General features: G+C 36.5%; 28 protein-coding genes. 6 read left to right on the top strand and 22 right to left on the bottom strand.

Annotation, left to right across the window (positions count from 1 at the left end; genetic code table 11):
- Positions 1 to 12: 12 nt before the first annotated feature.
- From AC1Q8N_RS09010 to AC1Q8N_RS08970, 9 genes are all read right to left on the bottom strand, one after another.
- Positions 13 to 621 (bottom strand): XTP/dITP diphosphatase, encoded by a 609-nt coding sequence (locus AC1Q8N_RS09010; protein ID WP_048541335.1) that lies wholly within the window; start codon positions 619 to 621, stop codon positions 13 to 15.
- An 11-nt stretch (positions 622 to 632) separates the two neighbouring features.
- On the bottom strand, positions 633 to 1370 hold the full coding sequence (gene rph, locus AC1Q8N_RS09005) for a ribonuclease PH (protein WP_097993737.1): 738 nt from the start codon (positions 1368 to 1370) through the stop codon (positions 633 to 635).
- Between the two features lie 128 nt (positions 1371 to 1498).
- On the bottom strand, positions 1499 to 2548 hold the full coding sequence (gerM, locus tag AC1Q8N_RS09000) for a spore germination protein GerM (protein ID WP_088048059.1): 1050 nt from the start codon (positions 2546 to 2548) through the stop codon (positions 1499 to 1501).
- 131 nt (positions 2549 to 2679) lie between these two features.
- Positions 2680 to 3489: a glutamate racemase gene (gene racE, locus AC1Q8N_RS08995; RefSeq protein WP_000774000.1), complete on the bottom strand. Its 810-nt coding sequence runs from the start codon at positions 3487 to 3489 to the stop codon at positions 2680 to 2682.
- A gap of 274 nt (positions 3490 to 3763) precedes the next feature.
- Positions 3764 to 4444: a type 1 glutamine amidotransferase domain-containing protein gene (locus AC1Q8N_RS08990; protein ID WP_098681305.1), complete on the bottom strand. Its 681-nt coding sequence runs from the start codon at positions 4442 to 4444 to the stop codon at positions 3764 to 3766.
- A 156-nt stretch (positions 4445 to 4600) separates the two neighbouring features.
- Complete coding sequence (locus AC1Q8N_RS08985) at positions 4601 to 4888, bottom strand: hypothetical protein (RefSeq protein WP_000780756.1); 288 nt, start codon at positions 4886 to 4888, stop codon at positions 4601 to 4603.
- A 186-nt stretch (positions 4889 to 5074) separates the two neighbouring features.
- Entirely contained in the window at positions 5075 to 5299 is a 225-nt protein-coding gene (gerE, locus tag AC1Q8N_RS08980) for a spore germination transcription factor GerE (protein WP_000659484.1), read from the bottom strand.
- A gap of 165 nt (positions 5300 to 5464) precedes the next feature.
- Entirely contained in the window at positions 5465 to 6760 is a 1296-nt protein-coding gene (locus AC1Q8N_RS08975; RefSeq protein ID WP_098642469.1) for a purine/pyrimidine permease, read from the bottom strand.
- 98 nt (positions 6761 to 6858) lie between these two features.
- The gene (locus AC1Q8N_RS08970) at positions 6859 to 8100 is read right to left on the bottom strand and encodes an amidohydrolase family protein (protein WP_098079521.1); all 1242 of its coding nucleotides are present in this window, start codon (positions 8098 to 8100) and stop codon (positions 6859 to 6861) included.
- Positions 8101 to 8433: 333 nt separating this feature from the next.
- Between AC1Q8N_RS08970 and AC1Q8N_RS08965 the strand changes: the two genes are divergently transcribed.
- On the top strand, positions 8434 to 8619 hold the full coding sequence (locus tag AC1Q8N_RS08965; RefSeq protein ID WP_000044335.1) for a PspC domain-containing protein: 186 nt from the start codon (positions 8434 to 8436) through the stop codon (positions 8617 to 8619).
- Between the two features lie 65 nt (positions 8620 to 8684).
- On the opposite strand, the gene AC1Q8N_RS08960 is transcribed toward AC1Q8N_RS08965, so the two are convergent.
- Complete coding sequence (locus AC1Q8N_RS08960; RefSeq protein WP_000658052.1) at positions 8685 to 9257, bottom strand: helix-turn-helix domain-containing protein; 573 nt, start codon at positions 9255 to 9257, stop codon at positions 8685 to 8687.
- Positions 9258 to 9357: 100 nt separating this feature from the next.
- Here AC1Q8N_RS08960 and AC1Q8N_RS08955 point away from each other — a divergent pair, with 100 nt between their 5' ends.
- On the top strand, positions 9358 to 10323 hold the full coding sequence (locus AC1Q8N_RS08955; protein ID WP_098079519.1) for a DMT family transporter: 966 nt from the start codon (positions 9358 to 9360) through the stop codon (positions 10321 to 10323).
- Between the two features lie 143 nt (positions 10324 to 10466).
- Positions 10467 to 11132, top strand: coding sequence for an MIP/aquaporin family protein (locus AC1Q8N_RS08950; protein WP_000913204.1), 666 nt, complete (start codon positions 10467 to 10469; stop codon positions 11130 to 11132).
- Positions 11133 to 11191: 59 nt separating this feature from the next.
- Here the strand turns inward: AC1Q8N_RS08950 and AC1Q8N_RS08945 are convergent, their stop codons facing one another.
- From AC1Q8N_RS08945 to AC1Q8N_RS08935, 3 genes are all read right to left on the bottom strand, one after another.
- Complete coding sequence (locus AC1Q8N_RS08945) at positions 11192 to 11623, bottom strand: Rrf2 family transcriptional regulator (protein WP_000512998.1); 432 nt, start codon at positions 11621 to 11623, stop codon at positions 11192 to 11194.
- Between the two features lie 118 nt (positions 11624 to 11741).
- Positions 11742 to 12962 carry an ABC transporter permease gene (locus AC1Q8N_RS08940; RefSeq protein ID WP_048541286.1) on the bottom strand — a complete coding sequence of 407 codons (1221 nt, stop codon included), beginning with the start codon at positions 12960 to 12962 and terminating at the stop codon, positions 11742 to 11744.
- Between the two features lie 2 nt (positions 12963 to 12964).
- A complete protein-coding gene (locus tag AC1Q8N_RS08935; RefSeq protein WP_048541284.1) occupies positions 12965 to 13849 on the bottom strand; it encodes an ABC transporter ATP-binding protein in 885 nt (294 codons plus the stop codon).
- Positions 13850 to 14191: 342 nt separating this feature from the next.
- On the opposite strand from AC1Q8N_RS08935, the gene AC1Q8N_RS08930 reads away from it, so the two are divergent.
- Positions 14192 to 15019: a 5'-nucleotidase, lipoprotein e(P4) family gene (locus tag AC1Q8N_RS08930; protein ID WP_098079517.1), complete on the top strand. Its 828-nt coding sequence runs from the start codon at positions 14192 to 14194 to the stop codon at positions 15017 to 15019.
- Between the two features lie 24 nt (positions 15020 to 15043).
- Here the strand turns inward: AC1Q8N_RS08930 and motB are convergent, their stop codons facing one another.
- Positions 15044 to 15832 (bottom strand): flagellar motor protein MotB, encoded by a 789-nt coding sequence (motB, locus tag AC1Q8N_RS08925; RefSeq protein WP_001256743.1) that lies wholly within the window; start codon positions 15830 to 15832, stop codon positions 15044 to 15046.
- Complete coding sequence (gene motA, locus AC1Q8N_RS08920; protein WP_048541276.1) at positions 15822 to 16616, bottom strand: flagellar motor stator protein MotA; 795 nt, start codon at positions 16614 to 16616, stop codon at positions 15822 to 15824. Before motA ends, motB begins: the two co-directional genes overlap by 11 nt.
- 265 nt (positions 16617 to 16881) lie before the next feature.
- On the opposite strand from motA, the gene AC1Q8N_RS08915 reads away from it, so the two are divergent.
- Positions 16882 to 17661 (top strand): M15 family metallopeptidase, encoded by a 780-nt coding sequence (locus AC1Q8N_RS08915; RefSeq protein WP_048541274.1) that lies wholly within the window; start codon positions 16882 to 16884, stop codon positions 17659 to 17661.
- 36 nt (positions 17662 to 17697) lie between these two features.
- On the opposite strand, the gene AC1Q8N_RS08910 is transcribed toward AC1Q8N_RS08915, so the two are convergent.
- The 4 genes from AC1Q8N_RS08910 to sdhC form a co-directional block, all read right to left on the bottom strand.
- Positions 17698 to 18144 (bottom strand): acyl-CoA thioesterase, encoded by a 447-nt coding sequence (locus tag AC1Q8N_RS08910; RefSeq protein ID WP_000822749.1) that lies wholly within the window; start codon positions 18142 to 18144, stop codon positions 17698 to 17700.
- Between the two features lie 93 nt (positions 18145 to 18237).
- On the bottom strand, positions 18238 to 18999 hold the full coding sequence (gene sdhB / locus AC1Q8N_RS08905; protein WP_001291827.1) for a succinate dehydrogenase iron-sulfur subunit: 762 nt from the start codon (positions 18997 to 18999) through the stop codon (positions 18238 to 18240).
- Complete coding sequence (gene sdhA / locus AC1Q8N_RS08900; RefSeq protein WP_048541272.1) at positions 18992 to 20785, bottom strand: succinate dehydrogenase flavoprotein subunit; 1794 nt, start codon at positions 20783 to 20785, stop codon at positions 18992 to 18994. Before sdhA ends, sdhB begins: the two co-directional genes overlap by 8 nt.
- A 13-nt stretch (positions 20786 to 20798) precedes the next feature.
- Positions 20799 to 21425 carry a succinate dehydrogenase cytochrome B558 gene (gene sdhC, locus AC1Q8N_RS08895; protein WP_000678354.1) on the bottom strand — a complete coding sequence of 209 codons (627 nt, stop codon included), beginning with the start codon at positions 21423 to 21425 and terminating at the stop codon, positions 20799 to 20801.
- A 299-nt stretch (positions 21426 to 21724) separates the two neighbouring features.
- On the opposite strand from sdhC, the gene AC1Q8N_RS08890 reads away from it, so the two are divergent.
- Positions 21725 to 22174, top strand: a complete 450-nt coding sequence (locus AC1Q8N_RS08890; protein ID WP_000042225.1) for a YslB family protein — start codon at positions 21725 to 21727, stop codon at positions 22172 to 22174.
- 114 nt (positions 22175 to 22288) lie between these two features.
- Here the strand turns inward: AC1Q8N_RS08890 and uvrC are convergent, their stop codons facing one another.
- From uvrC to etfA, 3 genes are all read right to left on the bottom strand, one after another.
- Entirely contained in the window at positions 22289 to 24073 is a 1785-nt protein-coding gene (uvrC, locus tag AC1Q8N_RS08885; protein ID WP_000544268.1) for an excinuclease ABC subunit C, read from the bottom strand.
- Positions 24074 to 24220: 147 nt separating this feature from the next.
- On the bottom strand, positions 24221 to 24535 hold the full coding sequence (gene trxA, locus AC1Q8N_RS08880; protein ID WP_001018943.1) for a thioredoxin: 315 nt from the start codon (positions 24533 to 24535) through the stop codon (positions 24221 to 24223).
- A 210-nt stretch (positions 24536 to 24745) separates the two neighbouring features.
- Complete coding sequence (etfA, locus tag AC1Q8N_RS08875) at positions 24746 to 25723, bottom strand: electron transfer flavoprotein subunit alpha (RefSeq protein WP_000101968.1); 978 nt, start codon at positions 25721 to 25723, stop codon at positions 24746 to 24748.
- Between the last annotated feature and the right edge of the window lie 33 nt (positions 25724 to 25756).

Raw genomic sequence — 25756 nt, 5'->3', positions numbered from 1 at the left:
AATCTCTCTCCCTTATTCTCCTAAAAACCATTCAGGGATTTTTTCTTCTAGCTTACGAAGAGCACGTCCACGGTGGCTAATGGCATTTTTCTCATCTGAACTTAGTTCCGCCATCGCTCTTTTATATTCTTCCACATAAAAAATCGGATCATATCCAAAGCCGTTTTCCCCGCGGCGCTGCTCTAAAATATACCCTTCGCACGTCCCGTTTACAATGACAGGCTTTTTATCACCTTCAGGGAAAGCCACTGCTAATGCACAGTAGAAACGAGCTTTACGCTTTTCAAACGCTATTTCATTTAATTCTTGTAACACTTTATCAATATTCGCTTGATCATCTTTCGGCTCTCCAGCAAAACGAGCTGAATACACGCCTGGTTTTCCATTTAAAGCATCTACAATAAGACCTGAATCATCCGCGATTACGATCGCATTCAGCTGTCTACTCAGACTATCCGCTTTTAAGATTGCATTTTCTTCAAATGTTTCACCAGTTTCTTCGACTTCTTCAATATAAGGAAAATCGTGCAATGATTTTACTTCTAAATCAAATCGCTCAAATAACTCAGCAAATTCACGTACTTTCCCCATATTTTTTGTCGCTACAACAACTTGTTTCATACTTTCCACCTCTACTCTATATGAGATACGATGTCACCTAACGCTTCTTTTTGCATGTCGATTAGTTGGAAGATACCTTGTTCCGCAGCATCAAGTAATTCATTTAACTGCGCTCTGCTAAACGTCGCCTCTTCTCCAGTTCCTTGCACTTCAACAAACTGACCTTTTCCAGTCATAATTACGTTCATATCAACGTCTGCTTTAGAATCTTCTGCGTAGTTTAAATCTAAAACAACACCTTGCTCTTCAACAATTCCTACTGACGTTGCTGCTAAATAATCTTTTACTGGAATTTTAGATACTTTTTCTGCTTGTAATAACTTCTCAAATGCTAATACCATTGCTACATATGCACCTGTAATAGAAGCAGTTCTCGTTCCACCATCCGCTTGAATAACATCACAATCAATCCAAACCGTTCTCTCACCAAGTGCTTCTAAGTCAACTACCGCACGTAATGCTCGTCCAATTAAGCGCTGGATTTCCATTGTACGTCCTGTTACTTTCCCTTTACTTGATTCCCTAATTGTACGTTGTTCTGTTGCACGTGGAATCATCGCATATTCAGCTGTTACCCAGCCCTTTCCTTCTCCACGCATAAACGGTGGGACACGCTCTTCAATTGTCGCCGAGCAAATTACCTTTGTATCCCCAACCTCAATTAATACTGATCCCTCTGGATTTTTTAAATAATTCGTATGAATATGTATATGGCGTAATTCTGTTTTCTCTCTACCATCTACTCGCATAAAAATAACCTCCTCATAACTACTTGTTAGTATAGCCAAATTTAAATGTATGATATGTATACAATAAAAGAAGAGGAACCCAAAAAGCAATTCCCCTTTCTTACTTAAGTATATCAAATTATTGAAGATTAAAAACTACCTGTATTCACGTTTTCTGGACGATCGACAGGTTTTATTAACTTTCCGCCCTTTTCATCTATAAGATTCGCTTTACCATTTACTTCAATAGAAACACTTTTCACGCCTTTCTTTTCTGTTAAAGATAAAACTAACGACTTCAATACGTAATTTGAAACCATATTTTTATCTGGGTTTATAAATATATTTTCATTAAAGTTTAATGTAAGATTTCCATCTTGTAACTTCGGATTCGTAATCAACTTAACTCCTGGATTAAAATCATTCAGAAGCGATTGATGAATCGGTCCTTTTACAAGTTCATCTATAATTGCTGCATAATCACTTTCTTTCCCTTCTACAACGCGGCGTGTTACTGGCACGTAGTATTGCTGTTTATTATTATTTTGTGCCATAAAATAAAGTGTAACTGGTTTTGTATTTGTTACATCCGCTACTTGTTCATCATCGAAGTTGATACCATTAGCACGGCTCACCCCTTCACCAAGCGGTGTACCACCAACAGGCATCTTCGCCAATTTCTCACCATTTATTTGGAACTGCACTTGTTTTATTTCTTTAAATTGCGTCAACGTCCACGCTATTGACTCAACCATTTGACGCTCTTCTTCTTTTGCATAGTTTTTCATTTCTTTAGAGAAATCAATGACTGCCGTCCCATCTTTTTTCAAATTTAAGGTCATCGATGTATTCGCTGGAATGACTGCACGGAACCCATTCGGTAATAAATTCGTTACCGGTCCATCTTTCACAAGGTACTCTAACGTTTGCTGAATGACCTCATTCGCTTTCGGAGTAGGTATAGCTAACGTTTGCGGTACAACATAACCATTTTTATCAACAAGGTATAGTTCTCTATTCACCGTTTGTCCTTGCTTATCTTTCTTAGCTACTTCTTTCTTTCCACCCTCTGTATACGTAACTTGTTTTGGCGGATCAATTTGTTCCGTTGCTTTCTCCTGATTTATAAAGCCACACCCTGTTAGTAAAACAGCGCTCACAGTAGCACCAACAACCCATTTAAAAGTGGATTTAGGCATGCCATTCCCCCCTAAAATCTAAGTTTGTACTATTATGTATACGAGCTGTTTCACTTTTTAGAACAAGCTGTGCTTCCTATAAACAAAAAAACTCCTGATTTCTCAGAAGCTCACTTATATGCATTCTACTATTATTCTTTTTCTAAATGAATATGTTTCACATTTTCAATCGGTTGACCGAACCATTTTGATGCAATTTCTTTAAATAGGCCTATTTTTCCTGTCGTTAAGAAGAGATGATCACTTTGTTCCTCTCCCTCATTCAACATTTTACTATGATATAAAATTGTACTTACTTCGCGCGCTGTTTCATCACCTGAACTAATGAGTTGTACTTTATCTCCCATTACTTTTTTAATAACAGGACCTAAAATTGGATAATGTGTACAACCTAAAATAAGTGTATCAATATCAGTATTTTTCAGCGGTTGCAACGTTTCTCGTACAACTTCATACGCCATTTCACTTTCAAAATTCCCACTCTCTACAAGCTCAACGAAAGGCGGACACGCTAAACTTTCTACCATAACACGGTTATTAATAGACTTTAGCGCTTCTTCGTATGCACCACTTTTCACCGTTCCAATCGTTCCAATAATCCCAACATGATACGTGTTTGTCACTTTTAAAGCTGTACGTGATCCTGGGTGAATAACTCCTACCACTGGAATTGGTAATTGTTTCTGCATCTCTTCTAATACAACCGCAGTTGCTGTATTACACGCAATAACTAACATTTTGATATTTAAATCTAGTAAATGCTCCGTCATTTCCCACGTAAATTGACGCACTTCTTCTCGAGAACGTGGACCATAAGGGCAACGTGCCGTATCCCCTAAATATATAATACGCTCTTTCGGCAACTGACGAATTAATTCCTTCGCTACTGTTAAACCGCCAACTCCTGAATCGATAACACCGATTGCTCTATTCAACTTCATCACCCGTTTTCTCATTCATCATCTTATTTTAATCATTATATTTTACACACTTTAAGTTCGCTAACTTAAACTGCTTCTGTATGAAAATTTTCATTTGTACCTGTATAGACTAGGACCTTTTTTATTTTGCTCCTTTTTTTCATAATTTGCAAGACAGAAAAATAACCGACCTTCTATATGAAAGTCGGTTTCTTCTATAATAAAGTGCGTATTTATTGCTCCATCTTTTTTTGGAAAGAAGACATTCCTATTAATAAGAAGAAATGAGCAGAAATTAAAGCGAGCACCTTTTCTGTAATTTATTTACAGCTCTTCTTATAGCTTTCCCTATTTCCATACTAGACTGCGGGTTTTGCCCTGTAATTAAACGCCCATCTACTACTACATGCGGTGTGAAATTTGGAGCAACATAAAACAAAGCTCCTTCTTCTTTCAATTTACTTTCTAATAAAAACGGCACTCGCTTTTCTAAATGTACAGCTTTTTCCTCATCATTCGTATAACCTGTTAAACGCTTACCGGCACTAAAAAACGAGCCATCCTTATTTTTCACACCGACTAAAGAACTTACTCCGTGACAAACAGCCGCTACAATTCTGTTATTGTTATACATATTCTCAATTAAATTTGCAACATATGGATTACCTGGAAAATCTACAATCGCCCCGTGCCCACCACCAAATAAAACTGCATCATAATCCGAAAAATGAACATTTGAGATCGGCTTCGTATTTTGCAATAAAGAAGCGACATACTTAAATTCACGAGGTATGCCATTTGGAATAGACACTCTATCAATAGGTACTTTACCGCCCTTTATCGACACAATATCAACATCGAACTTAGCCTTTTTAAACACATTATAAGGAGCTGCGAGCTCTTCCAACCACAAACCAGTCGGGTGTCCATTCATATCATGAGCGCTTGTTGAAACTAACAATATCCTTTTCAACATATCCCCTCCTTACTACCTATTTATGTATGAAATGTTCTTATCATTCATATAGCAAGCGGAAAAAACGATAACAACAAGCTGACCTTTTGTATAAAATTCTGCTTGTTGTTATCGTTTGAATTATTTCGTACAAAGATGTTCACAATCTGATAGCTTTTATCTCCAACGCCACGCAATCGTTTTATCCTCCATATGAATAGCAGGTATATCAATCCCTAAATACTGCTGATTATCCTCATCAAAAACAGACCAATTTCCTTCATATAAAAATTCAGGATCTATGCTTTCAAAATCAAATCCACTATCTTCGTCTACCATCTCACGAAAATATTTTTGGAACGGTTTACTGTTTTCAGATAGACGAATTGTTCCATACATCCATGGCATGTCTCCAAAAACATCTTTAATTTCACCTATCTCCATATCCTTAAAATACAACTTCATATTTGCACCTTCTTATTCATAAATGACAAAGATACCTACCCTGAATGCCTCATCATATTATAAAGTAGTTATTTTTAACGTTTCTTTCTTAAACATATCTTCCTTCTCAAAGTCTGAGATACCTTTTTAAGTTCAAAATATAAACAAAAAAATAGCCGACTCTTCATATAAAAGTCGGCTTTCTTTTTATAGTTCGAGCTCTCCCATGCGAAGAAGCTCAACAACTGCTTGTGAACGTCCTTTAACTCCTAGCTTTTGCATTGCGTTTGAGATGTGGTTGCGCACTGTTTTTTCACTGATAAAAAGTTCACCTGCAATTTCTTTCGTTGTTTTATCTTGAACCAGTAATTCAAATACTTCTCTCTCTCTCTTTGTGAGTAACGGTTTAGATTGATACGCTTTTTCCTTCAACTGGTATAAACCTCCTTGCTTAAGCCAGAGCCGTGTATGTGTAAGTTGGGTGTTTATTTAGTCAAGATATTGTATGAACGAAATGTGCGGGTGGTGAATGAAAATAGGCTTTATTTCACATGTTATTTTAGACTTTTATACAGTGCAGACACTCTTTGTATCCACTCACTTTTCATTACGCCATATTTGTTCTAGTAATATGCTGACAACTGTACCTACGAACAAACCATTTCCGAATATATATTGCATAACAGACGGCAGTGATTGGAGTGCTCCAGACGGTAAAAACATAACACCGCTTCCAAATAATACAGAAACTCCTAAAACCGTTACATTCCTTTCGCTCATTGGCACTTGTTTTATATTATGAAACCCAATTCCAATTAACTGTACGAACGAAGCCATTAAAACCGCAGATGCGACAGCGGGTGGTAACGATGCTAAGTAACGAATAATATTTGGAAGTAACGACATTACGACTAGTAACAAACATGCTAGTAAGAACGATCGTATATATTTTTGTTTCGTTAAACGTATAAATCCTGCCGTTGCTGGTAACGGCACGACACCTACAGTTGAAAATACAGAAGAAATGATATGCGAAATCCCTCCAACCCACGTACCACCCTTCAACTGTTTTTGTTCAATAGTCCCCTTTTGAATGGTAGCTTGATTAATTGCTATAATAGCTGCCACTGTATTTGAAACTAAAATACATACCATAACGAAACTCGATACAGCCATACCTGTATTCCACTTTGGAAGTCCCCAAGCAAATATTTGCGGAAGTTGCACAAAATGAGTTACTTGAGATGGAATCGTCATTTTTCCTGCAATGAGAAAAAGAATCCACCCACTAATTAATCCTATTAAAACCGCATAACTTTTGACAAAACCTTTTCCGAAGTTAGATAGTATAATAACGAAAAGAAATATGCTAAACGCAATTATCGCTGTAAATCCATCGATTTGAGAAACAGTAGCAGTAATTCCTAGCATTCCTTTTAGAAATACACCGCTTAATTGTAAACATAATAAAAGTAAAAACGTCCCTGTCACAAGCGGCGTGAATAAAAATAAAATACGTCCGATAAAACCAGTGACTCCTAATCCTATTAAAATAACACCGGAAATTATCATTCCTAATTCTAAAGTTTGCAACGTACTATGTAATTGATCTTGCCCGGCCGTTGCATAAGCAAGTACGGTAAATACTCCAACCCACGATCCAGCTGGTCCATCCGCAATTGGTAGTCTATGTCCAAGCCACCCTTGTAAAAAAGAAGATATACCAACTACAAAAAACGCACGCTGCATTAAATAAAATATTTCTTCCGTTGTAAGATGAAATAATCCGCCAACGACAATTGGTAGTGCGATTGAATTCGCTAATAAAAATATAAACCATTGCAAAGTTCCCATAATATGATTTTGGTTATGTTGATTGTCCAAATTTTTCATCCTTTCTAGCTTCCCTATAAGAAATATATTGCAAGCATAACAAAGAAGGGTTCTACACTCACAATTAGAACCCTCCTCAAAACATTTACACGATTCTTTTACACAAGATTATTTAATTCCACCTCATTTAAACTTCCAACAACAATATTCCCTTTATGCACGACTAAACGTTTCTCTGTTTGACGCGCTACCGCTTCAGCAGTACATGTTGCATTCGTCAAAACAAAACTCGCTTCATCTCCTACATTCGGCCATGCTCGCTTCCCTTCATTGTTTAACGTTTCTTTTCCTCCCGTAATAAAGCGAAGGGCTTTTCCTAAAGACCTTTCGTCACTCCAGCCAAAACGTTCCGCTAATCGATTTGCCTTTTGCAGCATATCACCTGTGCCAAACGGTGACCAATGATCAGTAATACTATCATTTCCTAATGAAACTTTCACACCTTTTTTATCTAATAACGGAATTGGGATTACTTGTTTCCCAATTGGCACCGTTGAAGTAATATCAATATTTAAAGCAGCTAGTCTTTCCGCCACTTCTTCAACTTCTTTATCCGTAACACCACCAAGTCCAAGTGCATGACTAATTGTTACGCGACCTTGCCATCCCGCTTCTTCTGTTAAACTTGCCAATCGCTTCATCGTAAACGTCCCAAGATTATTCGCATCATGCAGATGAATATCAACATCCGCATTAAATTCTACTGCGATATCCATAATGGTATGTAATGATTTTTCAATATCATTATCCACTGTAGCTGGATCCACTCCACCGACTAGATGCGCACCCATACGCATCGCATCTTTCACAAGTTGTACAGAATTACTACGCAATAATCCATGTTGCGGAAAAGCAACAATTCTACCAGAAACCTGATTTTGATACGTTTCCAACGCCGATAACGTCGCCTCCAAATTACCAAGTCCAATAATCGGATCAACATTACAATGCGTTCTTATATTCGTTGCACCATTTCGAAGCAATAACGCTAACATATTTTCCGCCCTATCTTGAGCAGTTGCTAATTGCTTCGGCAGAATTTTTTCTTCTTCATTAAAACGCGTAAAAATATTCTCTGCTGGCATACAAGCTTTCCAAGGGCCACTATAATATGTCTTATCAATATGAATATGCATCTCTTCGAAAGCTGGCAAAATCAATAAACGATTAGCATCAAGAATTAATACTCCTTCCTCTTGAACAGCCCCTGCTATCATTTTTTTAATTCGTCCATCTTCAATGAGTAAACTACATAACTCTGTTTCTGTTTGGGAAATTCTCCCCTCTTCATATGTATACCCCGATTCAAGCATTACATTAGTCAGCCAATATACTGTCATCTCTATTTCCCCCACCCTTTATTAAAAGTTACCTCTTACTATAATTTTAATATCAACTGAAAATTAAGACAATTAATACGACTGTTCCCTAAAAAAAATGTAATACAACCGCATAGTCTTCTCATAAATTTCCATATAGAATAGAAGTATATAGCTTGCTATAAAGTGAAACTTTGATCAGTGGGGGGTTGTTCATCCCCCCACTGATTATTAGTTAAACCAATCGGGCTTTTACGGGTAGTTAACCCCCACCTAACTTCTTTGCTTTCGCTGAATTTTTAGGTGGAGTTCTTACTGCTCGTTAAAGCGGGATAAAAAGGAGTGGATTGGAAGATGTCAAAAAGGTTATGTAAATCCGAAACTGATAAAATGCTATTTGGTATATGCGGTGGTTTAGGGGAATATTTTGATATTAGCTCTACTCTCATTCGCATACTTTGGGTCATTGCTATTTTATGTTTTGGGACGGGGTTTTTAGTTTATTTTATTTGTTTATTACTTATGCCACGTTCGTACTAGTGGCATCCTGCATATACTTAATCTAAATATAAAAAATCACCTATAGAATCCTATAGGTGATTTTTTTATGAAGAATATTTCATCGTTAAATGTAATACTGCTACTTCATCTTCTTCATTTCTATAACTATGTTTTTTATTCGCTTCAAATTGAATAGAGTCAAACTCATTTAATTCGTATACATCGCTTTCTACTTGAATCGATACTTTCCCTTTCATTACTGTTACAAGCTCAATAGCACCTTCATGATGAGCTTCCGGTTCATATATACTATTCGATCTTAAACAAGCACGGTGCATTTCCATCCCCGTTTCTTTCGTATAGCGGAACATCGTTTCTAAATGCCATGCTTGTCCTACATCTACTGCAAATCCTTCTCCGCAGCGCGCCACAGCTACAGGTTCTCCAACAACCATCAATCTCGATAAAGGAATCGATAACCCTTTCGTTATTTTCCAAATGACAGCTAGCGTCGGATTCGTTTCGCCTCTTTCAATCTTTCCTAATGTTAATTTACTAACCCCAGTTTTTTGGGCTAATTCTTCTAAACTTAATTTTTGTTCATTTCGAATTTGTCTTAACAGCTGACCTACTTGCTGAATGACTTCTTTCGTTTGCATATCTTCATGTTCTTTCATCTATAAAACCACCTTAAAGTATAAAATAGTTTACTTTTATTATTTTTAAGTATATTATACTATACATAATCATCAAATTTCGAAAGGAGTGCTATACTTCATGCGCGCAATTTTATTAGGCCTTTTATCATCAGCCTTTTTTTCCGCAACCTTTATTATTAATCGAGCGATGAATGTATCTGGAACGAGCTGGGCCTGGACAGCTTCCTTCCGTTTTTTATTTGCTCTCCCTATTTTATTCCTTATCGTTTTATTTCGCAAAAACTTAAGGGGTTTATGGGAAGAATTAAAGAAACATCCATTAGCGTGGATCGGATGGGGTTCCGTTGCTGGTATTGGTTTCTATTCTTTATTAAGTTTCGCAGCTGTCTTTTCTCCAGCTTGGCTCGTTGCTGGAACTTGGCAAGTTACTATATTAGCAGGTTTACTTTTATCACCATTATTCTTCGTTAAATTAGAAACGAAATCAGGCACAAAACTTGTACGCGGAAAAATTCCACTTCGTAGTTTATATGTCGCATTATTTATTTTACTTGGTGTAATTTGTATGCAAGCGACTGCAGCAGGTCATATTACAATGACTCAGTTCATTTCAGGTTTTTTACCTGTCGTAGTAGCAGCCTTCTTATATCCATTCGGCAACCGAAAAATGATGGAACTTGTTGGCGGACGTCTTGATACGTTCCAACGTGTATTAGGAATGGCAATAGGAAGTCTACCTATAACAATTTTACTTGGTATATACGGATTTTCTACTACTGGTATTCCAACATCCAGCCAAATGTTGCAAGGATTTTTGTTAGCATTATGTTCTGGCGTGATTGCGACGATGACATTTTTCTTTGCTACTGACTTAGCCAAAGATAACCTCTCTCTACTTGGAGCTGTTGAAGCAACGCAAGCTGGAACGATGGTCTTTACCGTGCTTGGCGAAATTGTTTTCTTGAATGGTTCATTTCCTGGTGGTCTTTCCCTACTAGGAATGATTATTATTATGTTAGGAATGGTTGCAAATAGCGTTTTAAACCGTTCTGCTCCAGTCATTAAGCAGAAAAAAACTGCATAAAAAAGAGTATAGTTCTCTAACAAAGAACTATACTCTTTTTTTATTGTCCCCCTATTTCGCCTTATCAGAATAGTATTTCATTAGCTGTTTATACTAAAACCTATGTTATAATACGTTTCATGCGCAATATTAGGAGGTAAATTATGTTAAAAAAAGCAATCGCTGAATTTATTGGTACATTTGTACTTGTATTATTCGGAACTGGAGTAGCTGTCATTGGCGGCGGAATTGAAGGAATTGGAACATTAGGAATCGCTATGGCTTTCGGTCTATCTATTGTGGCTATGGCATATAGCATCGGAACAATTTCTGGATGTCACATTAACCCAGCAGTATCAGTAGCTATGTTCATCAACAAAAGAATGAACGCTATGGAACTTTGTTATTATGTATTAGCTCAAATTTTAGGTGGTTTATTAGGAACTGCAACGTTAGTAACGATTTTACGCTCTGCTAAAACACCTTTAGATAATTTAGGACAAAATGGTTTTGGAACTCTTGGTTTATCTGGAGCATTTCTAGTTGAATTTATTTTAACTTTCGTATTCATTTTAGTTATCGTTGCTGTAACAGGTAAAAAAGGAAGTTCTTCTCTAGCAGGATTAGTAATTGGTTTCACATTAGTTTTAGTTCACTTATTAGGAATTCCGTTAACTGGAACTTCTGTTAACCCAGCTCGTAGTATCGCACCAGCTCTATTCGCTGGCGGAGAAGCACTTTCTCAACTATGGGTATTCATCGTAGCACCAATTCTTGGTGGTATCGTAGCAGCTATTGTTGGTAAATTCATTTTAAATACTGAAAAATAGAATTTTCAATATTTCTGAATAAAAAAAGGCGAGCCCTCATTATGAGGTTGCTCGCTTTTTTACTCTTTCATTTTAGACTTTAAGTTTGTAACTAATTGATCTACCGTTACATTTGCAAGTACGTTTTCCATCGCTTCTTGCGCTTGCATTAAAATAATTTCTAATACTGATTGAATATTAGCTCCTACTGGACATTCAATGTTGGGATTTTCATGGAAGGAAAATAGTTGTCCTTCTTCTACAACTTCCACTGCTTTATATACATCAAGTAATGTAATTTCTTCTAAATCACGAGCAAGTGTCGTACCACCTTTACCAGCTTGTACATCAACAAGTCCTGCTCTCTTCAACATTCCTGTAATGCGACGAATCACAACTGGATTTGTATTCACACTACCAGCAATCCATTCAGAGGTACAGCGAGAGTTTCGATCTATCGCAAGTAACGTTAACATATGAACACCTACTGTAAAACGACTACTAATCCCCATCTGCACACCCTCCTTTGTATTCATTCTATTAAAAGACGACTCTTATTATTATATACTATTTTTAATTTATACATAAAGAAAAAGCATGATTCCAATAGGAAATCATACTTTTCTCTCATTATTGACGCTTTATAAACTTCGCTAAATCTTTAAATTTCACTTTATCTGAGTAATTCATTACGCCATTTACGTAAATGCGACTTGTAAGCATATTGATGATAACGATAGTCACCAATAAAATTACTAATGTCACACCAATTTCTACAGCACCTGCTTCACCAGCTACAAGTCTTGAAAATGTAACCATAGGTGTAAAGAATGGAATATATGAACTAACTACAGCTAATGTACTATTAGGATCAAATAATGATTTAATACTAATGAAAAATGCTGCTATACCTAACATAGTAATTGGGAACGAAAGAGATTGCACATCCTCAATTTTTGATACAACAGCCCCAACCGCTGCATATAACATTGCATATAGTAAGTAGCCCGTAACAAAATATACAACGAACATACTAATTACTACCGCATCCAATTTAGAAAAGTCTAGTGTAAGTCCTATTAAAGATGCGTTTTCTAAATCTACCCAACCTAATAAATATGGTACAAGAAAACCGAAGGAAGCAATAACTAGTAATAGTAAAGCGCTAGAAACAATTGCTAAAATTTTGGCATGTAGCATTGTTAATGGTTTTACTTTCGGAAGCATTAACTCCATAACACGAGATGACTTTTCAGAGGCTATCGTCGTCCCAATTGCAGTTCCAAACACAATAATAAACATATATAAAGCAAAGGAGAAAACATAACCAATTCCAAAGGAAGATGCATGATCCTTTACTGCTTCTTGTTTTAACGGAATTTCCATCTGTAACTGTTTTGCTACTTCGGCAGATACATTATTTTTTTCAATCATTACCGCTGTATACTGTTCCTTTAAATAACTTGCCATAAGTGTAGCAGTTGATTGACTCGGAAAACCACTATACATATACGTCACTTCCGGAATACCATTCTTTTCTGTAATATGGAATAAACCGTCTAAATCCCCATCTTCCACTTGCTTACGTAGCTCATTAAATTTATCCTTATTTTCTACAGTTACTTTAGCAGACGGAAGTAACTTTGTTACATCACTTTCTTGCACTTTATAAGTATCGCTTTCCGTTACTACCGCAAATTTATCTTTTCCTTTATCGTTATCAGCAGTGAAATGATTAAATGCGAAAAGTCCAAACACAACTAAAAATAAAATCGCACTCGTAATTAATGATTTTTTAGATAAAAATGCTTCCCTGAAATAAAATGAAAATACGTGAGAAAATTTACGCATCGTTATTTCGCCCTCTCTACAAAGATTTCGTTTAACGTCGGCTCTAACATTTTAAATTGTCGTAAGGTAACACCTTGTTCTTGCAACTGTTGTAAAATCTTTAGAGCTTCTGCATCATCTTGTACTTGCACATAAAGAAGGCCTTGTTGTTTTTCATAGGATACATGAATAGCTTCTAATCCCTTCGCGTTCTCTTCTGTATCTTCAATCGTTAAATTACGGAAACCGTACTCTTTTTTAATATCACTTAACTGGCCTTTTACGACTGCTTCGCCTTTTTTCAAAATACATACATGTTGGCAAAAAGCCTCTACTTGTTCCATACGATGACTAGATAAAATAATGGTCTTTCCGCTCTGTACTTGTTCTTCAATAATGCTAGCTAACATTCCAGCATTAACTGGGTCCAGTCCACTAAATGGTTCATCTAAAATGAGAAGTTCAGGATTATGAAGAAGAGCAGCAATTAATTGGATTTTTTGCTGATTTCCTTTTGAAAGCTCTCCTGCCGTTTTAAATTTATATTCCGGTATTGCTAATCGCTCTAACCAGTGATCAATAGCAAGATCTACTTCTTTTTTCGACATTCCTTCTAATCTACCAAAATATCGCAACTGGTCTATTACTCTACTTTTTGTATATAAACCTCTTTCTTCTGGTAAATACCCAATCGTTACCCCACTAGTCCCAAATGTTTTTCCATCCCATGTAATAGAGCCTTCATTTGGCGTTAATAATCCGAGAAGCATTTTGATTGTCGTTGTTTTCCCTGCACCATTACGTCCAAGTAATCCTAGTACTTCACCTCTTGGTAACGAAATTTGCAAACCGTTCACTGCTTTTGATTCCCCAAATAGTTTCGTTAAGTTCTGAATTTGTAAACTCAAAGTATAAAGCCTCCCCTTTAATATCATTCATACTCTCTTTCAAAGACTATGTTTATTCAGGATAAAATATAGCACTACACTTCATCCTCTTAGTATGTAACATCTCCTTAATCCATCATTTGTTCTATTTAGTTAAAATTGTAAATAATATCATGTCATTTGTCAATTATAATTGTCATTTCGACAATAAAAGTTGTCAAAACGATTTCCATTATTTTTCTCATCTTTCTAATATAGGACATACTACTATATATACAAAAGATAATATGCAAATGTTCATAAAAAATTTTTATATTTTAATATATAATATAAGATGATTTTCTAACATCAAGGAGGATACATATGAAGATGAAGAGGGGTATTACCACTTTATTATCTGTAGCGGTTCTATCTACATCGCTTGTAGCATGTTCAGGAACACCAGAGAAAACAGTGGCAAAAGAAGAAAAAGTAAAATTAACAGAACAGCAATTAATGGCTGATTTATGGTATCAAACAGCCGGTGAAACGAAAGCACTTTACTACCAAGGGTACAATATCGGTCAATTGAAGCTTGATGCAGCTCTTGCAAAAGGGACAGAGAAAAAGCCTGCTATCGTACTTGATTTAGACGAAACTGTTTTAGACAACAGCCCTCATCAAGCAATGAGCGTAAAAACAGGAAAAGGCTATCCTTACAAATGGGATGATTGGATTAATAAGGCCGAAGCTGAAGCCCTTCCAGGCGCAATTGATTTCTTAAAATATACGGAGTCTAAAGGTGTAGATATTTATTACATCTCAAATCGTAAAACGAACCAACTAGATGCAACAATTAAAAATCTTGAGCGTGTAGGTGCTCCTCAAGCAACGAAAGAACATATATTACTACAAGATCCGAAAGAGAAAGGAAAAGAAAAACGCCGTGAACTCGTTTCGCAAACACATGATATCTTCTTATTCTTCGGTGATAACTTATCTGATTTCACTGGTTTTGATGGAAAGTCTGTAAAAGACCGCAATCAAGCAGTATCAGATTCGAAAGCACAATTTGGTGAGAAATTTATTGTTTTCCCGAATCCAATGTATGGCGATTGGGAAGGCGCTTTATATGATTATGATTTCAAAAAATCAGATGCAGAAAAAGATAAAATCCGTCGCGACAACTTAAAATCATTTGATGCAAAATAAAGAGGATGGCATTCGCCATCCTCTTTATTTTCCCTTCTCTGTTAAAGGCAAGATAAACACTTCCACACGCCTATTCTTTGCCTTTCCTTCTTGTGTATCGTTTGGAGCAATTGAACGGTATTCTCCGTAACCAATCGCACTAAATTTTTCTGGTTGTAATTCTTTATTTTGGAGTAATACTTGCATAAAATTAACTGCACGCTGCGTACTTAATTCCCAGTTCGATGCAAACTGCGCATTGGCAATAGGGACATTATCCGTATGACCAGATACTGTAATCTCACGAGGTGACGCTGAAACAAGTAAGCTAGACATCTCTTTTGCAATCCCTAGTGATTCTAACTTCACATCTGCTTTCCCCGAATCAAACAGCACATTCTCTAATATTGTCACCATTAATCCCTTTTCAGTTAATTTAGTTTGAAAAGAAGAGGATAATTGTTTCTCATTAATATATTGATCAATCTTTTTTTGTAATGCTTTCAATTCATCCATTTCTTTTTTTTCTTTTTCTCTAGCTTCTTCTTGTTTTTTTGCTTGTTCTGCCTCAAGGCTACTTGCTGATAATTCCTTTTCATCATTTGGCTTCTGATCACTTAAAAACTCTTTATTTCCTGTTCCACCTGCTAATTCGCTTCGAAATGCTACTGCCATCTGTTTGAACTTCGCAGCATCTATACTACTCATCGCAAATAAAACGATGAACAATGCAAATAACAACGTTAACATATCAGAATAAGGGATTAACCAAGTTTCATCGATATGTTCTTCGTGTTTTTTCTTTTTGCCTCTTCTATTTTTTTTACTCCGCATTTTTTTCTGCTCCTTTTTCTAGCTTTTTACGCTCAGTTGCAGAAAGTGCACCTAAAATGCGGTTCTTCATAATAAACGGATATGTACCCTCTTGTAACATTAATAAACAATCAATAATTAAACGTTTTTTCTCTAATTCAGCTGCAGATTTTTGCTTTAGTTTATTTGCAAATGGATGCCATAATACATAGCCTGAAAAAATACCAAAAATCGTTGCAATAAAAGCACCCGAAATAGCGTGACCTAACTTTTCAATATCAGTTAAATTGCCAAGTGCAGCTACAAGACCAATAACAGCACCTAAAACCCCTAATGTCGGTGCATATGTACCAGCTTGAGAAAAAATTGCCGCTCCTTTTGCATGCCTTTCTTCAATTGCTTCTAATTCAGCTTCTAAAATCTGTTCTAGATCTTCTGCGGATACGCCATCAATCACAAATTTCATACCACGCAAAAGAAATTCATCTTGAATTTTGTCTAATTGTTGCTCTAAAGACAAAATACCGTATTTTCTACTTTCTGATGTCCAATGAACAAATAATTCTAGCAACTGTTCATAACTTAAATCCTTTTTATTTGAACCAAAAAGAACTTTAAATAATTTTGGAACCCTTTTTAGTTGATTCATCGGAAATGCTATACATACTGCAGCAAATGTACCGATAAAAATAATTAATGCTGCGGCAGGATTCAATAAGGCTGTTATGTCAGCGCCCTTGACGACCATCCCTACTACTACCGCTACAAATCCTAAAATGAGCCCAATAATTGTTGCAAAATCCATTCCCATTCACTCCTAGTCTATACAAGAAGTTCTTCATTCTCGATAATCGCTACATCTTCTTATGTATATATATTACATAAAAAATGAATTTCATGAAAGATAAGAAATGAATTATATGAAAAAATACTACAATTTCACACATTTTCTGACATTTTCTTTGCATTTCTATTACGTTACGACTCTTATATTTCTTTTTCAGTAAACTAGACTTATAATAAAAAACGATACATATTTTATTAAGAAAGGACTGTGATTACAAGGTATCATGAAAAAGATAATCATTATTTCTGCCACTACTATTGTAATCGGTATCACTTCTTTCGCTTACTTTAGTTCTAAATCACCACTACAAAATGAGGCGAAAGCTGTCGAAAGTCAACAGCATAGTAATCACCAAAAAGAAGAGATTCCTGCTTTTCCAAAAGCTGATCATACTGCAAAGAAGCTAGAAAATGATTTTTCCGTTGTAACAAATCCAGAGTCTAATCTTGTCTTAGTGAATAAACATCGAAAACTACCAGACGGATACATACCTGAAGACTTAACAAGACCAAACGTACCATTTACTAGTCCAAAAGATAAAGAAAAAACATTGCTGCGTAAAGATGCTGCAGATGCGCTTGAAAATATGTTTGAAGCGGCAAAGAAAGAAGGCCTTGAACTTACAGCTGTATCTGGTTATCGTTCATACAAACGCCAAAAATCATTACATGATACATACGTTAGACGTCAAGGAAAAGCTGAAGCTGATTCAGTAAGTGCCATTCCTGGTACGAGTGAACATCAAACTGGTTTAGCAATGGATATTAGTTCAAAATCTGCTAAATTCCAATTAGAGCCTATTTTTGGAGAGACAGCCGAAGGAAAATGGGTTGCAAAACATGCCCATGAATTTGGCTTTGTCATTCGTTATTTAGAAGATAAAACAGAAACAACAGAATATTCATATGAACCGTGGCATTTGCGCTACGTTGGTAATCCATACGCTACATACATATATAAACATCATTTAACATTAGAAGAAGCAATGAAAGACAAAAAATAAGAGAGCAAATTGCTCTCTTATTTTTCTTTCACTCTATCATTGTAGTAATTTTTTCTTCCATTCTTCAGGCCACGGTTCGCCTTTTCCCGTTTTTTTCGATGCTTGAACCATCATTCCACGGCCGACTAAACAAGCTTCTCCTTCTGCATTCTTCACCATGTAATGCAAATCTAAAGAAGAATTCCCAACCGATCCCGCTTTTACATACACCTTCAACTGTTCATCAAAATATATTTGCTTAATAAAATTACATTGTAAATCTGCAACAACGATCATCGTTTCTGAAGATTCATGCGTCCATTCTTGCATAAATCCAAGTTCTTTAAACAATGCGATACGTGCTTCTTCAAAATAGGTAAAGGCAACGACATTATTTACATGCCCAAACATATCTACTTCACCAAAACGAACTTTTACAGGATTGTAAAATGAAAAACCACTTTCCCATCGCTCAAAGTCTTCAATATAAGAAATCCTCTTCATTGTTTCCTCTCCTTTTCGCTCTAAAAATAAACAGAATAAACAGAAAAATAAAGTTATAAATATTGCCTCTTCAACATGAAGAGGCAATATTTATTAATAGTTATTGTCGCTACCAAAGAAATCTTTAAACGATTGAATTGTTGTATCACGGTTTAATGCCGCAATTGAAGTTGTTAATGGAATACCCTTCGGACATGATTGCACACAGTTTTGAGAGTTACCACAGTTTGCAAGTCCTCCATCTCCCATAATTGCACGTAAGCGATCTGCTTTATGCATTTCACCCGTCGGATGTGAGTTGAATAAACGAGCTTGTGATAACGGTGCTGGTCCAATAAAGTCAGATTTACTATTTACGTTTGGACATGATTCTAAGCAAACACCACATGTCATACATTTTGAAAGCTCATAAGCCCATTGACGTTTCTTCTCAGGCATTCTTGGTCCTGGTCCTAAGTCATACGTACCATCAATTGGAATCCAAGCTTTAACGCGTTTTAGAGCGTTAAACATGCGACTACGGTCAACTTGTAAGTCACGTACAACTGGGAATGTCTTCATCGGCTTTAAGCGAATTGGTTGTTCTAACTGATCAATAAGAGCTGTACATGATTGACGTGGTTTTCCGTTAATCACCATCGAACATGCGCCACATACTTCCTCTAAACAGTTCATATCCCATGCAATCGGAGTCGTTTGGTTTCCTTTTGAATCAACAGGATTACGACGAATTTCCATCAGTGCCGAAATAATGTTCATATTTGGACGATATGGAATTTCAAACTCTTGGTCAAACGCTTGAGCGTCTGGTCCATCTTGTCTCGTAATGATGAGGCGGATTGTTTTCTCAGACATGTTGCTTATCCCCCTTCTCTTCACCCTTAGCAGCTACATCATGTTTTGAGGAATAGTCACGTTTACGTGGTTTAATTAATGAAACATCCACTTCTTCGTAATGGAATGCTGGTGCATTTCCTTCTCCTTCAAATTTCGCCATCGTAGTTTTTAAGAAGTTTGCATCATCACGATTTGGGAATTCAGGTTTGTAATGCGCCCCGCGGCTCTCATTACGGTTATATGCGCCAATTGTAATAACACGTGCTAACTCAAACATATTTGCAAGTTGGCGTGTAAATGAAGCACCTTGGTTACTCCATCTCGCTGTATCGTTAATGTTAATGCGTTTGTAACGCGCCATTAACTCTTCAATTTTCGCATCAGTTTCTAGTAGCTTTTTATTTTCACGAACTACTGTAACGTTATCTGTCATCCATTCTCCAAGCTCTTTATGAAGAACATATGCATTTTCGTTACCATCAAGCATTAAAATATTGTTAAATTTCTCTGTTTCGATTAATTCATTTTGCTCATATACAGTAGATGAAACAGCATCAGACGATTTAGAAAGACCTTTCATATACTCAATCGCGTTCGGTCCTGCTACCATACCACCGTAAATTGCTGATAATAGTGAGTTCGCACCTAGACGGTTACCACCATGCATAGAATAATCACACTCACCTGCTGCAAATAAACCTGGAATACTTGTCATCTGCTTATAATCAACCCATAGTCCGCCCATTGAATAGTGAACTGCTGGGAAGATTTTCATTGGTAGTTTACGAGGATCATCACCTGTAAACTTCTCATAGATTTCAATAATTCCACCAAGTTTAATATCTAGTTCTTTCGGATCTTTATGAGAAAGATCTAAGTACACCATGTTTTCACCGTTAATACCTAGTTTTTGCTCTACGCAAACGTCAAAGATTTCACGCGTTGCAATATCACGAGGTACAAGGTTTCCGTAAGCCGGATATTTTTCTTCTAGGAAGTACCATGGTTTACCATCTTTATATGTCCAAACACGGCCACCTTCACCACGTGCCGATTCACTCATAAGACGTAATTTATCGTCTCCAGGAATTGCCGTTGGATGAATTTGAATGAACTCGCCGTTTGCATAATATGCGCCTTGTTGATATACAGCAGAAGCTGCTGTACCTGTATTAATAATAGAGTTAGTTGATTTTCCAAAGATGATACCAGGGCCCCCTGTTGCCATAATTACGGCATCAGCTTGGAAACTTTTAATCTCCATTGTTTGTAAGTCTTGTGCAACGATTCCTCGGCACACACCTTCGTCATCAACAACAGCTCGTAAGAAATCCCAACCTTCATATTTCGTTACAAGTCCTGCTACTTCGTGACGACGTACTTGCTCATCTAATGCGTATAGTAATTGCTGTCCAGTTGTTGCACCAGCAAATGCTGTACGGTGATGTTGTGTTCCACCAAAACGACGGAAATCAAGAAGTCCTTCTTCCGTACGGTTGAACATAACACCCATACGGTCCATTAAATGAATAATACCAGGTGCTGCTTCACACATTGCTTTAACTGGCGGTTGGTTCGCTAAGAAGTCCCCACCATAAATTGTATCGTCAAAGTGGATCCATGGAGAATCCCCTTCACCTTTCGTATTTACGGCACCGTTAATTCCACCTTGGGCACATACAGAATGTGAACGTTTTACTGGTACTAAAGAAAATAGTTCAACATTTACTCCTGCTTCCGCCGCTTTAATCGTTGCCATTAAGCCGGCCAAGCCACCGCCGACTACTATAAGTTTCCCTTTCATGCTCTCCCACTCCTTACTGGTTTGCTAGCTGTGGATCGATGAACGCTAATAATGCACTCACACCTACATAAGATAGACCTAAGAAAATAGCTAATGTTACATAAGTAGAGATTCTTTGTGAACGTGGAGATACTGTAATTCCCCAGCTTATGCAGAATGTCCATAGTCCATTTGCAAAGTGGAAAATTGTTGAAACAACACCAACTAAGTAGAATGCAAACATAGCTGGATTGTTTAAAATATCTGCCATCATATCATAGTTTACCTCTTTACCTAGCATTGCTTGAATACGAGTTTCCCAGACGTGCCAAGAAATGAAAATCAGTGTAACGATACCTGAAATTCTTTGGAAGACGAACATCCAGTTACGGAAATAACCGTAAGAAACCGCATTGTTCTTAGCTGTAAATGCAATATATAAGCCATATATAGCATGGTACAGTATCGGTAAAAAGATGATGAAAATCTCTAGCGCATACCGGAATGGAAGGAGCTCCATAAAGCCTGCAGCTTTGTTAAAAGCCTCTGCTCCTCTTGTTGCAAAGTTGTTTACAATTAGATGTTGCGTCAAAAAGACACCAACCGGGATGACCCCCATTAATGAGTGCCACTTACGAAACGTATACTCGCGGCCTTTCATGTCCCCATTACCCCCTTGAATGTTTGACTGCTGTTTTCAGATTAATTTACAACAATAATGTTTTTTCACTATTGGCATAAGAAAAACTGAAAAAATTATTCGAAATATTTCAGCATAATTTGATAACAAGTTCATTTTACCCCTATTTTTGTCGAAGCGTCAAGAAAACGTATACATAATTTGCATATAATTTGCCAATTCTTTTTCCCTTCTTATATATTCAGATTTCCCCAAAGAAAAATCTGTTTTTATAAATGAGAAATGTTATATAATAATCCCTATAGAAAGAGGGGAATATTGTGAGTAAAAATACAATCGATACAACATCTTTAGAAGATGTTTCATTGAACGCCTTCGCTTATGAATTGCTACGTGAAGAATTACTACCTGATTTAATCGGTAACGATTTAGATGGTATTTTATACTGGTCTGGTAGAAACCTTGCAAGAAAATATCCACTAGAAACAATTGAAGAAGTCATTCAGTTCTTTGAAAAAGCTGGCTGGGGCACTTTAAGCATTATTGAACATAAGCGTCGTGAAATGCAGTTCCAACTTAAAGGCACACTCATCGCTGAACGTCAAAAACAAAACAGACATTCTTCTTATCAATTAGAAGCTGGATTCATCGCTGAACAAATTCAAAAGCAACGAAACGTCGTTGCAGAGTCCTATGAAGAAAAGAAAAAACGTTCAGACTCTATTACATTTCTTGTGAAATGGGATATAAAAGATCTCATTGAAGTGTAGCATTACCTACAGTCAACTAGACATATAAGTTTAGTTGACTTTTTTGTATTTTCATTTAGTTAGGTTTATTTTAAATCTTCAGAAATTATACCAGAAAATAGAAGACGTTGTAAACTACAACGTCTTCTTATCTGTTAAATAAGTATAAATCGTCTCTGCGACATTTTTCGGCATACCCGCTTCGACAAATTCAGCTAAAGAAGCTTCTTTCATCTTCTTTAATGAACCAAAATGTTTCAACAATATCTTTTTTCGTTTATCTCCAATTCCAGGAATATCATCCAGTGCTGATTGAATGACAGATTTCCCGTGTAATTGACGATGGAATGTAATCGCAAATCGATGCACTTCATCTTGAATGCGCTGCAATAAATAAAATTCTTGGCTATTTCGCTCAAGCATCACAGGTTCAGGTGGATCTCCAATAATTAAATGGGAAGTTTTATGTTTGTCATCTTTTACAAGCCCTGCCATCGGAATATATAAACCGAGTTCGTTTTCTAGAACATCACTTACAGCTGCCAGATGCCCTTTTCCACCATCAATAATGATTAAATCTGGTAAAGGCAAACTCTCTTTCAGCGCCCTTGTATAACGGCGTCTCACAACTTCTCTCATAGACTCATAATCATCTGGCCCTTGAACCGTTTTAATTTTATATTTCCTATATTCTTTCTTAGCTGGTTTCCCATCGATAAAAGCAATCATTGCAGAAACAGGATTTGTCCCTTGAATATTTGAGTTATCAAACGCCTCAATACGATAAGGTGTTTCAATCCCGAGCTGCTTCCCTAAATGATCTACCGCCTTAATCGTTCGCTCTTCATCACGTTCAATTAAGTAGAATTTCTCTTCAAGAGCAATCTTCGCATTTTTATTTGCTAATTCTACAAGATCTTTTTTCTTACCACGTTTCGGCTGTGTCGCTTCAACTTCTAAAAAGCGCTCTACTAACTCTGAGTCTATACTTCCTGGAACGACAATTTCCTTCGGCTTAAAATGACTGCTGTTCTCATAAAATTGACCAATAAACGTTAAAAATCCCTCTTCTGGTTCATCGTAGATTGGAAACATAGAAACATCACGTTCAATTAACTTTCCTTTTCGAACGAAGAAAACTTGAACACACATCCATCCTTTATCAACTGCATACCCAAACACATCACGATCCACTAAGTCACTCATAATCATCTTTTGTTTTTCCATAATCGCATCGATATGAGCAATTTGATCCCGCAACTCTTTTGCACGTTCAAATTCTAGTTTCTCTGAAGCTTCATACATCTTTGTTTCTAATTCTGAACGAACTTCTTTATGCCCACCATTTAGAAACTTAATAATTTCATCTACAATTTCTTTGTTTTGTTCTTCCGTCACTTCTTTCACACAAGGCGCTAAACATTGACCCATATGATAATATAAACAAACTTTATCTGGCATATTTGAGCACTTACGAAGCGGATACATACGATCTAGCAGCTTTTTCGTTTCATGAGCTGATTGTGCATTCGGATAAGGACCAAAATACTTTCCCTTATCCTTTTTTACATTTCGCGTAATAAGTAATCGCGGCTGTTTCTCAGCTGTAATTTTAATAAAAGGATATGTTTTATCATCTTTTAATTGAATATTATATTTTGGATCATGTTTTTTTATTAAGTTTAACTCTAAAATGAGAGCCTCTAGATTTGAGGAAGTTACAATATATTCAAAATCTACAATTTCTCCTACAAGCCGCAGTGTTTTTCCATCATGCGAACCAGTAAAGTACGAGCGCACACGATTTTTAAGCACTTTTGCCTTTCCGACATATATAACCGTTCCTTGCTTATCTTTCATTAAATAACAACCAGGTTGATCTGGTAAAATAGCCAATTTTTCTTTTAAATGTTCGTGCACTCGTTACCCTCCATTTCTACATGCTTAGCATCTTTATTTTCACATGAAAACATACTATGCCAAAACACCCAACATACGTTCTTTTATTGTAACGGAAAGGTGTAAAAAAGGAAAATAAAAAAGGCTACCAAATGGTAGCCCTTTATTTTAGAAGTGTTTAGAAACTAATTCTACTAACGCTTCTTTCGGTTTGTAACCTAACGCTTGATCAACTACTTTACCGTCTTTTAATACGAAAAGAGCTGGAATGCTCATTACTTCGAATTGACGAGCAGTTTCTTGGTTTTCATCCACGTCTACTTTTACTACTTTTACTTTTTCGCCTAATTCTGCATCAATTTCCTCTAATACAGGAGCGATCATTTTACAAGGTCCACACCAAGGTGCCCAGAAATCTAATAATACAACACCTTCGCTAGTTTCAGCTGCGAAGCTTTGGTCATTTGCATTTACAATTGCCATTTTATTTCCTCCTTCAAGTATATTCTACCAAGAGTATATCATTAACTTATATACGTGGCGAATAATATGTATCGTTATGTATTGTAACAAAAAAGTGTTCCTTTATACTATATAAAAATACGGATTAAATACTAAAAAGATGAGAGACAGGGGATCTCTCACCTTTTCTATATATAGGGGTACTTCACTTGGAACTCAAGGGTACTCAAATCATGAATGTACTTTTAACTTTTTAAACTCTTCTGTTAAAAGAGGTAAGACTTCAAATAGATCGCCAACAATACCATAGTCAGCTACTTTGAAGATACTTGCTTCTGGGTCTTTATTAATTGCAACGATTATTTTTGAGTTAGACATACCAGCTAAATGCTGAATCGCACCAGAAATACCGCATGCAATGTATAAGTCTGGCGTAACAACTTTACCAGTTTGACCAATTTGTAATGAGTAATCGCAATACTCAGCGTCACAAGCACCACGAGATGCTCCAACAGCGCCGCCCAATACGTCAGCTAACTCTTTTAATGGCTTGAACCCTTCTTCACTCTTCACACCGCGTCCACCAGCGATAATAACTTTTGCTTCAGAAAGGTCAACACCTTCTGCCGTCTTACGGACGACATCTTGAATAATTGTACGTAGGTCTTTCACATCTACTGTAATAGAAGATACGTCACCACTGCGAGACTCATCTTTTTCAAGCGTTGCAATGTTATTTGGACGTACTGTCGCAAATAAGATACCGTCCGTTACAATCTTCTTCTCAAATGCTTTACCAGAGTAAATTGGACGAGTAAAGATAACATTTCCACCTTCAACTTCTAAAGCAGTTACGTCAGAAACTAGACCAGCTTCGAGCTTCGCTGCTAATTTTGGTGATAAATCTTTACCAAGTGCTGTATGTCCAAATACAATACCTTCTGGCTTTTCTTCAGCATATACAGCTGAAAATGCTTGTGCATAACCATCAGATGTATATGATTTTAATTTATCATTTTCAACTGTCACAACGCGATCTGCACCGTAATGAATCAATTCATTTGCAAAAGAGGCAACGCTGTCTCCAACTAGAAGACCTACTACTTCACCGCCTTCTGCAATTGTTTTTGCTGCTGCTACCGCTTCAAACGAAACGTTACGTAGCGATCCATCACGAACCTCACCCATTACTAATACTTTACGAGCCATAGATTTTCCCTCCTGCATATATAATTTCGTATT

It is taken from the genome of Bacillus sp. GW823-FHT06B01 (assembly GCF_058952315.1).
This window is presented reverse-complemented; position numbering and strand designations above follow the sequence as displayed.

Bases quoted from the DNA above. Each gene is read 5' to 3' on its own strand.
- AC1Q8N_RS09010 (WP_048541335.1), bottom strand. From the start codon at position 621: ATGAAACAAGTTGTTGTAGCGACAAAAAATATGGGGAAAGTACGTGAA.
- rph (WP_097993737.1), bottom strand. From the start codon at position 1,370: ATGCGAGTAGATGGTAGAGAGAAAACAGAATTACGCCATATACATATT.
- gerM (WP_088048059.1), bottom strand. From the start codon at position 2,548: ATGCCTAAATCCACTTTTAAATGGGTTGTTGGTGCTACTGTGAGCGCT.
- racE (WP_000774000.1), bottom strand. From the start codon at position 3,489: ATGAAGTTGAATAGAGCAATCGGTGTTATCGATTCAGGAGTTGGCGGT.
- AC1Q8N_RS08990 (WP_098681305.1), bottom strand. From the start codon at position 4,444: ATGTTGAAAAGGATATTGTTAGTTTCAACAAGCGCTCATGATATGAAT.
- AC1Q8N_RS08985 (WP_000780756.1), bottom strand. From the start codon at position 4,888: ATGAAGTTGTATTTTAAGGATATGGAGATAGGTGAAATTAAAGATGTT.
- AC1Q8N_RS08975 (WP_098642469.1), bottom strand. From the start codon at position 6,760: ATGAAAAATTTGGACAATCAACATAACCAAAATCATATTATGGGAACT.
- AC1Q8N_RS08970 (WP_098079521.1), bottom strand. From the start codon at position 8,100: ATGACAGTATATTGGCTGACTAATGTAATGCTTGAATCGGGGTATACA.
- AC1Q8N_RS08965 (WP_000044335.1), top strand. From the start codon at position 8,434: ATGTCAAAAAGGTTATGTAAATCCGAAACTGATAAAATGCTATTTGGT.
- AC1Q8N_RS08960 (WP_000658052.1), bottom strand. From the start codon at position 9,257: ATGAAAGAACATGAAGATATGCAAACGAAAGAAGTCATTCAGCAAGTA.
- AC1Q8N_RS08955 (WP_098079519.1), top strand. From the start codon at position 9,358: ATGCGCGCAATTTTATTAGGCCTTTTATCATCAGCCTTTTTTTCCGCA.
- AC1Q8N_RS08950 (WP_000913204.1), top strand. From the start codon at position 10,467: ATGTTAAAAAAAGCAATCGCTGAATTTATTGGTACATTTGTACTTGTA.
- AC1Q8N_RS08945 (WP_000512998.1), bottom strand. From the start codon at position 11,623: ATGGGGATTAGTAGTCGTTTTACAGTAGGTGTTCATATGTTAACGTTA.
- AC1Q8N_RS08940 (WP_048541286.1), bottom strand. From the start codon at position 12,962: ATGCGTAAATTTTCTCACGTATTTTCATTTTATTTCAGGGAAGCATTT.
- AC1Q8N_RS08930 (WP_098079517.1), top strand. From the start codon at position 14,192: ATGAAGATGAAGAGGGGTATTACCACTTTATTATCTGTAGCGGTTCTA.
- motB (WP_001256743.1), bottom strand. From the start codon at position 15,832: ATGCGGAGTAAAAAAAATAGAAGAGGCAAAAAGAAAAAACACGAAGAA.
- motA (WP_048541276.1), bottom strand. From the start codon at position 16,616: ATGGATTTTGCAACAATTATTGGGCTCATTTTAGGATTTGTAGCGGTA.
- AC1Q8N_RS08915 (WP_048541274.1), top strand. From the start codon at position 16,882: ATGAAAAAGATAATCATTATTTCTGCCACTACTATTGTAATCGGTATC.
- AC1Q8N_RS08910 (WP_000822749.1), bottom strand. From the start codon at position 18,144: ATGAAGAGGATTTCTTATATTGAAGACTTTGAGCGATGGGAAAGTGGT.
- sdhB (WP_001291827.1), bottom strand. From the start codon at position 18,999: ATGTCTGAGAAAACAATCCGCCTCATCATTACGAGACAAGATGGACCA.
- sdhA (WP_048541272.1), bottom strand. From the start codon at position 20,785: ATGAAAGGGAAACTTATAGTAGTCGGCGGTGGCTTGGCCGGCTTAATG.
- sdhC (WP_000678354.1), bottom strand. From the start codon at position 21,425: ATGAAAGGCCGCGAGTATACGTTTCGTAAGTGGCACTCATTAATGGGG.
- trxA (WP_001018943.1), bottom strand. From the start codon at position 24,535: ATGGCAATTGTAAATGCAAATGACCAAAGCTTCGCAGCTGAAACTAGC.
- etfA (WP_000101968.1), bottom strand. From the start codon at position 25,723: ATGGCTCGTAAAGTATTAGTAATGGGTGAGGTTCGTGATGGATCGCTA.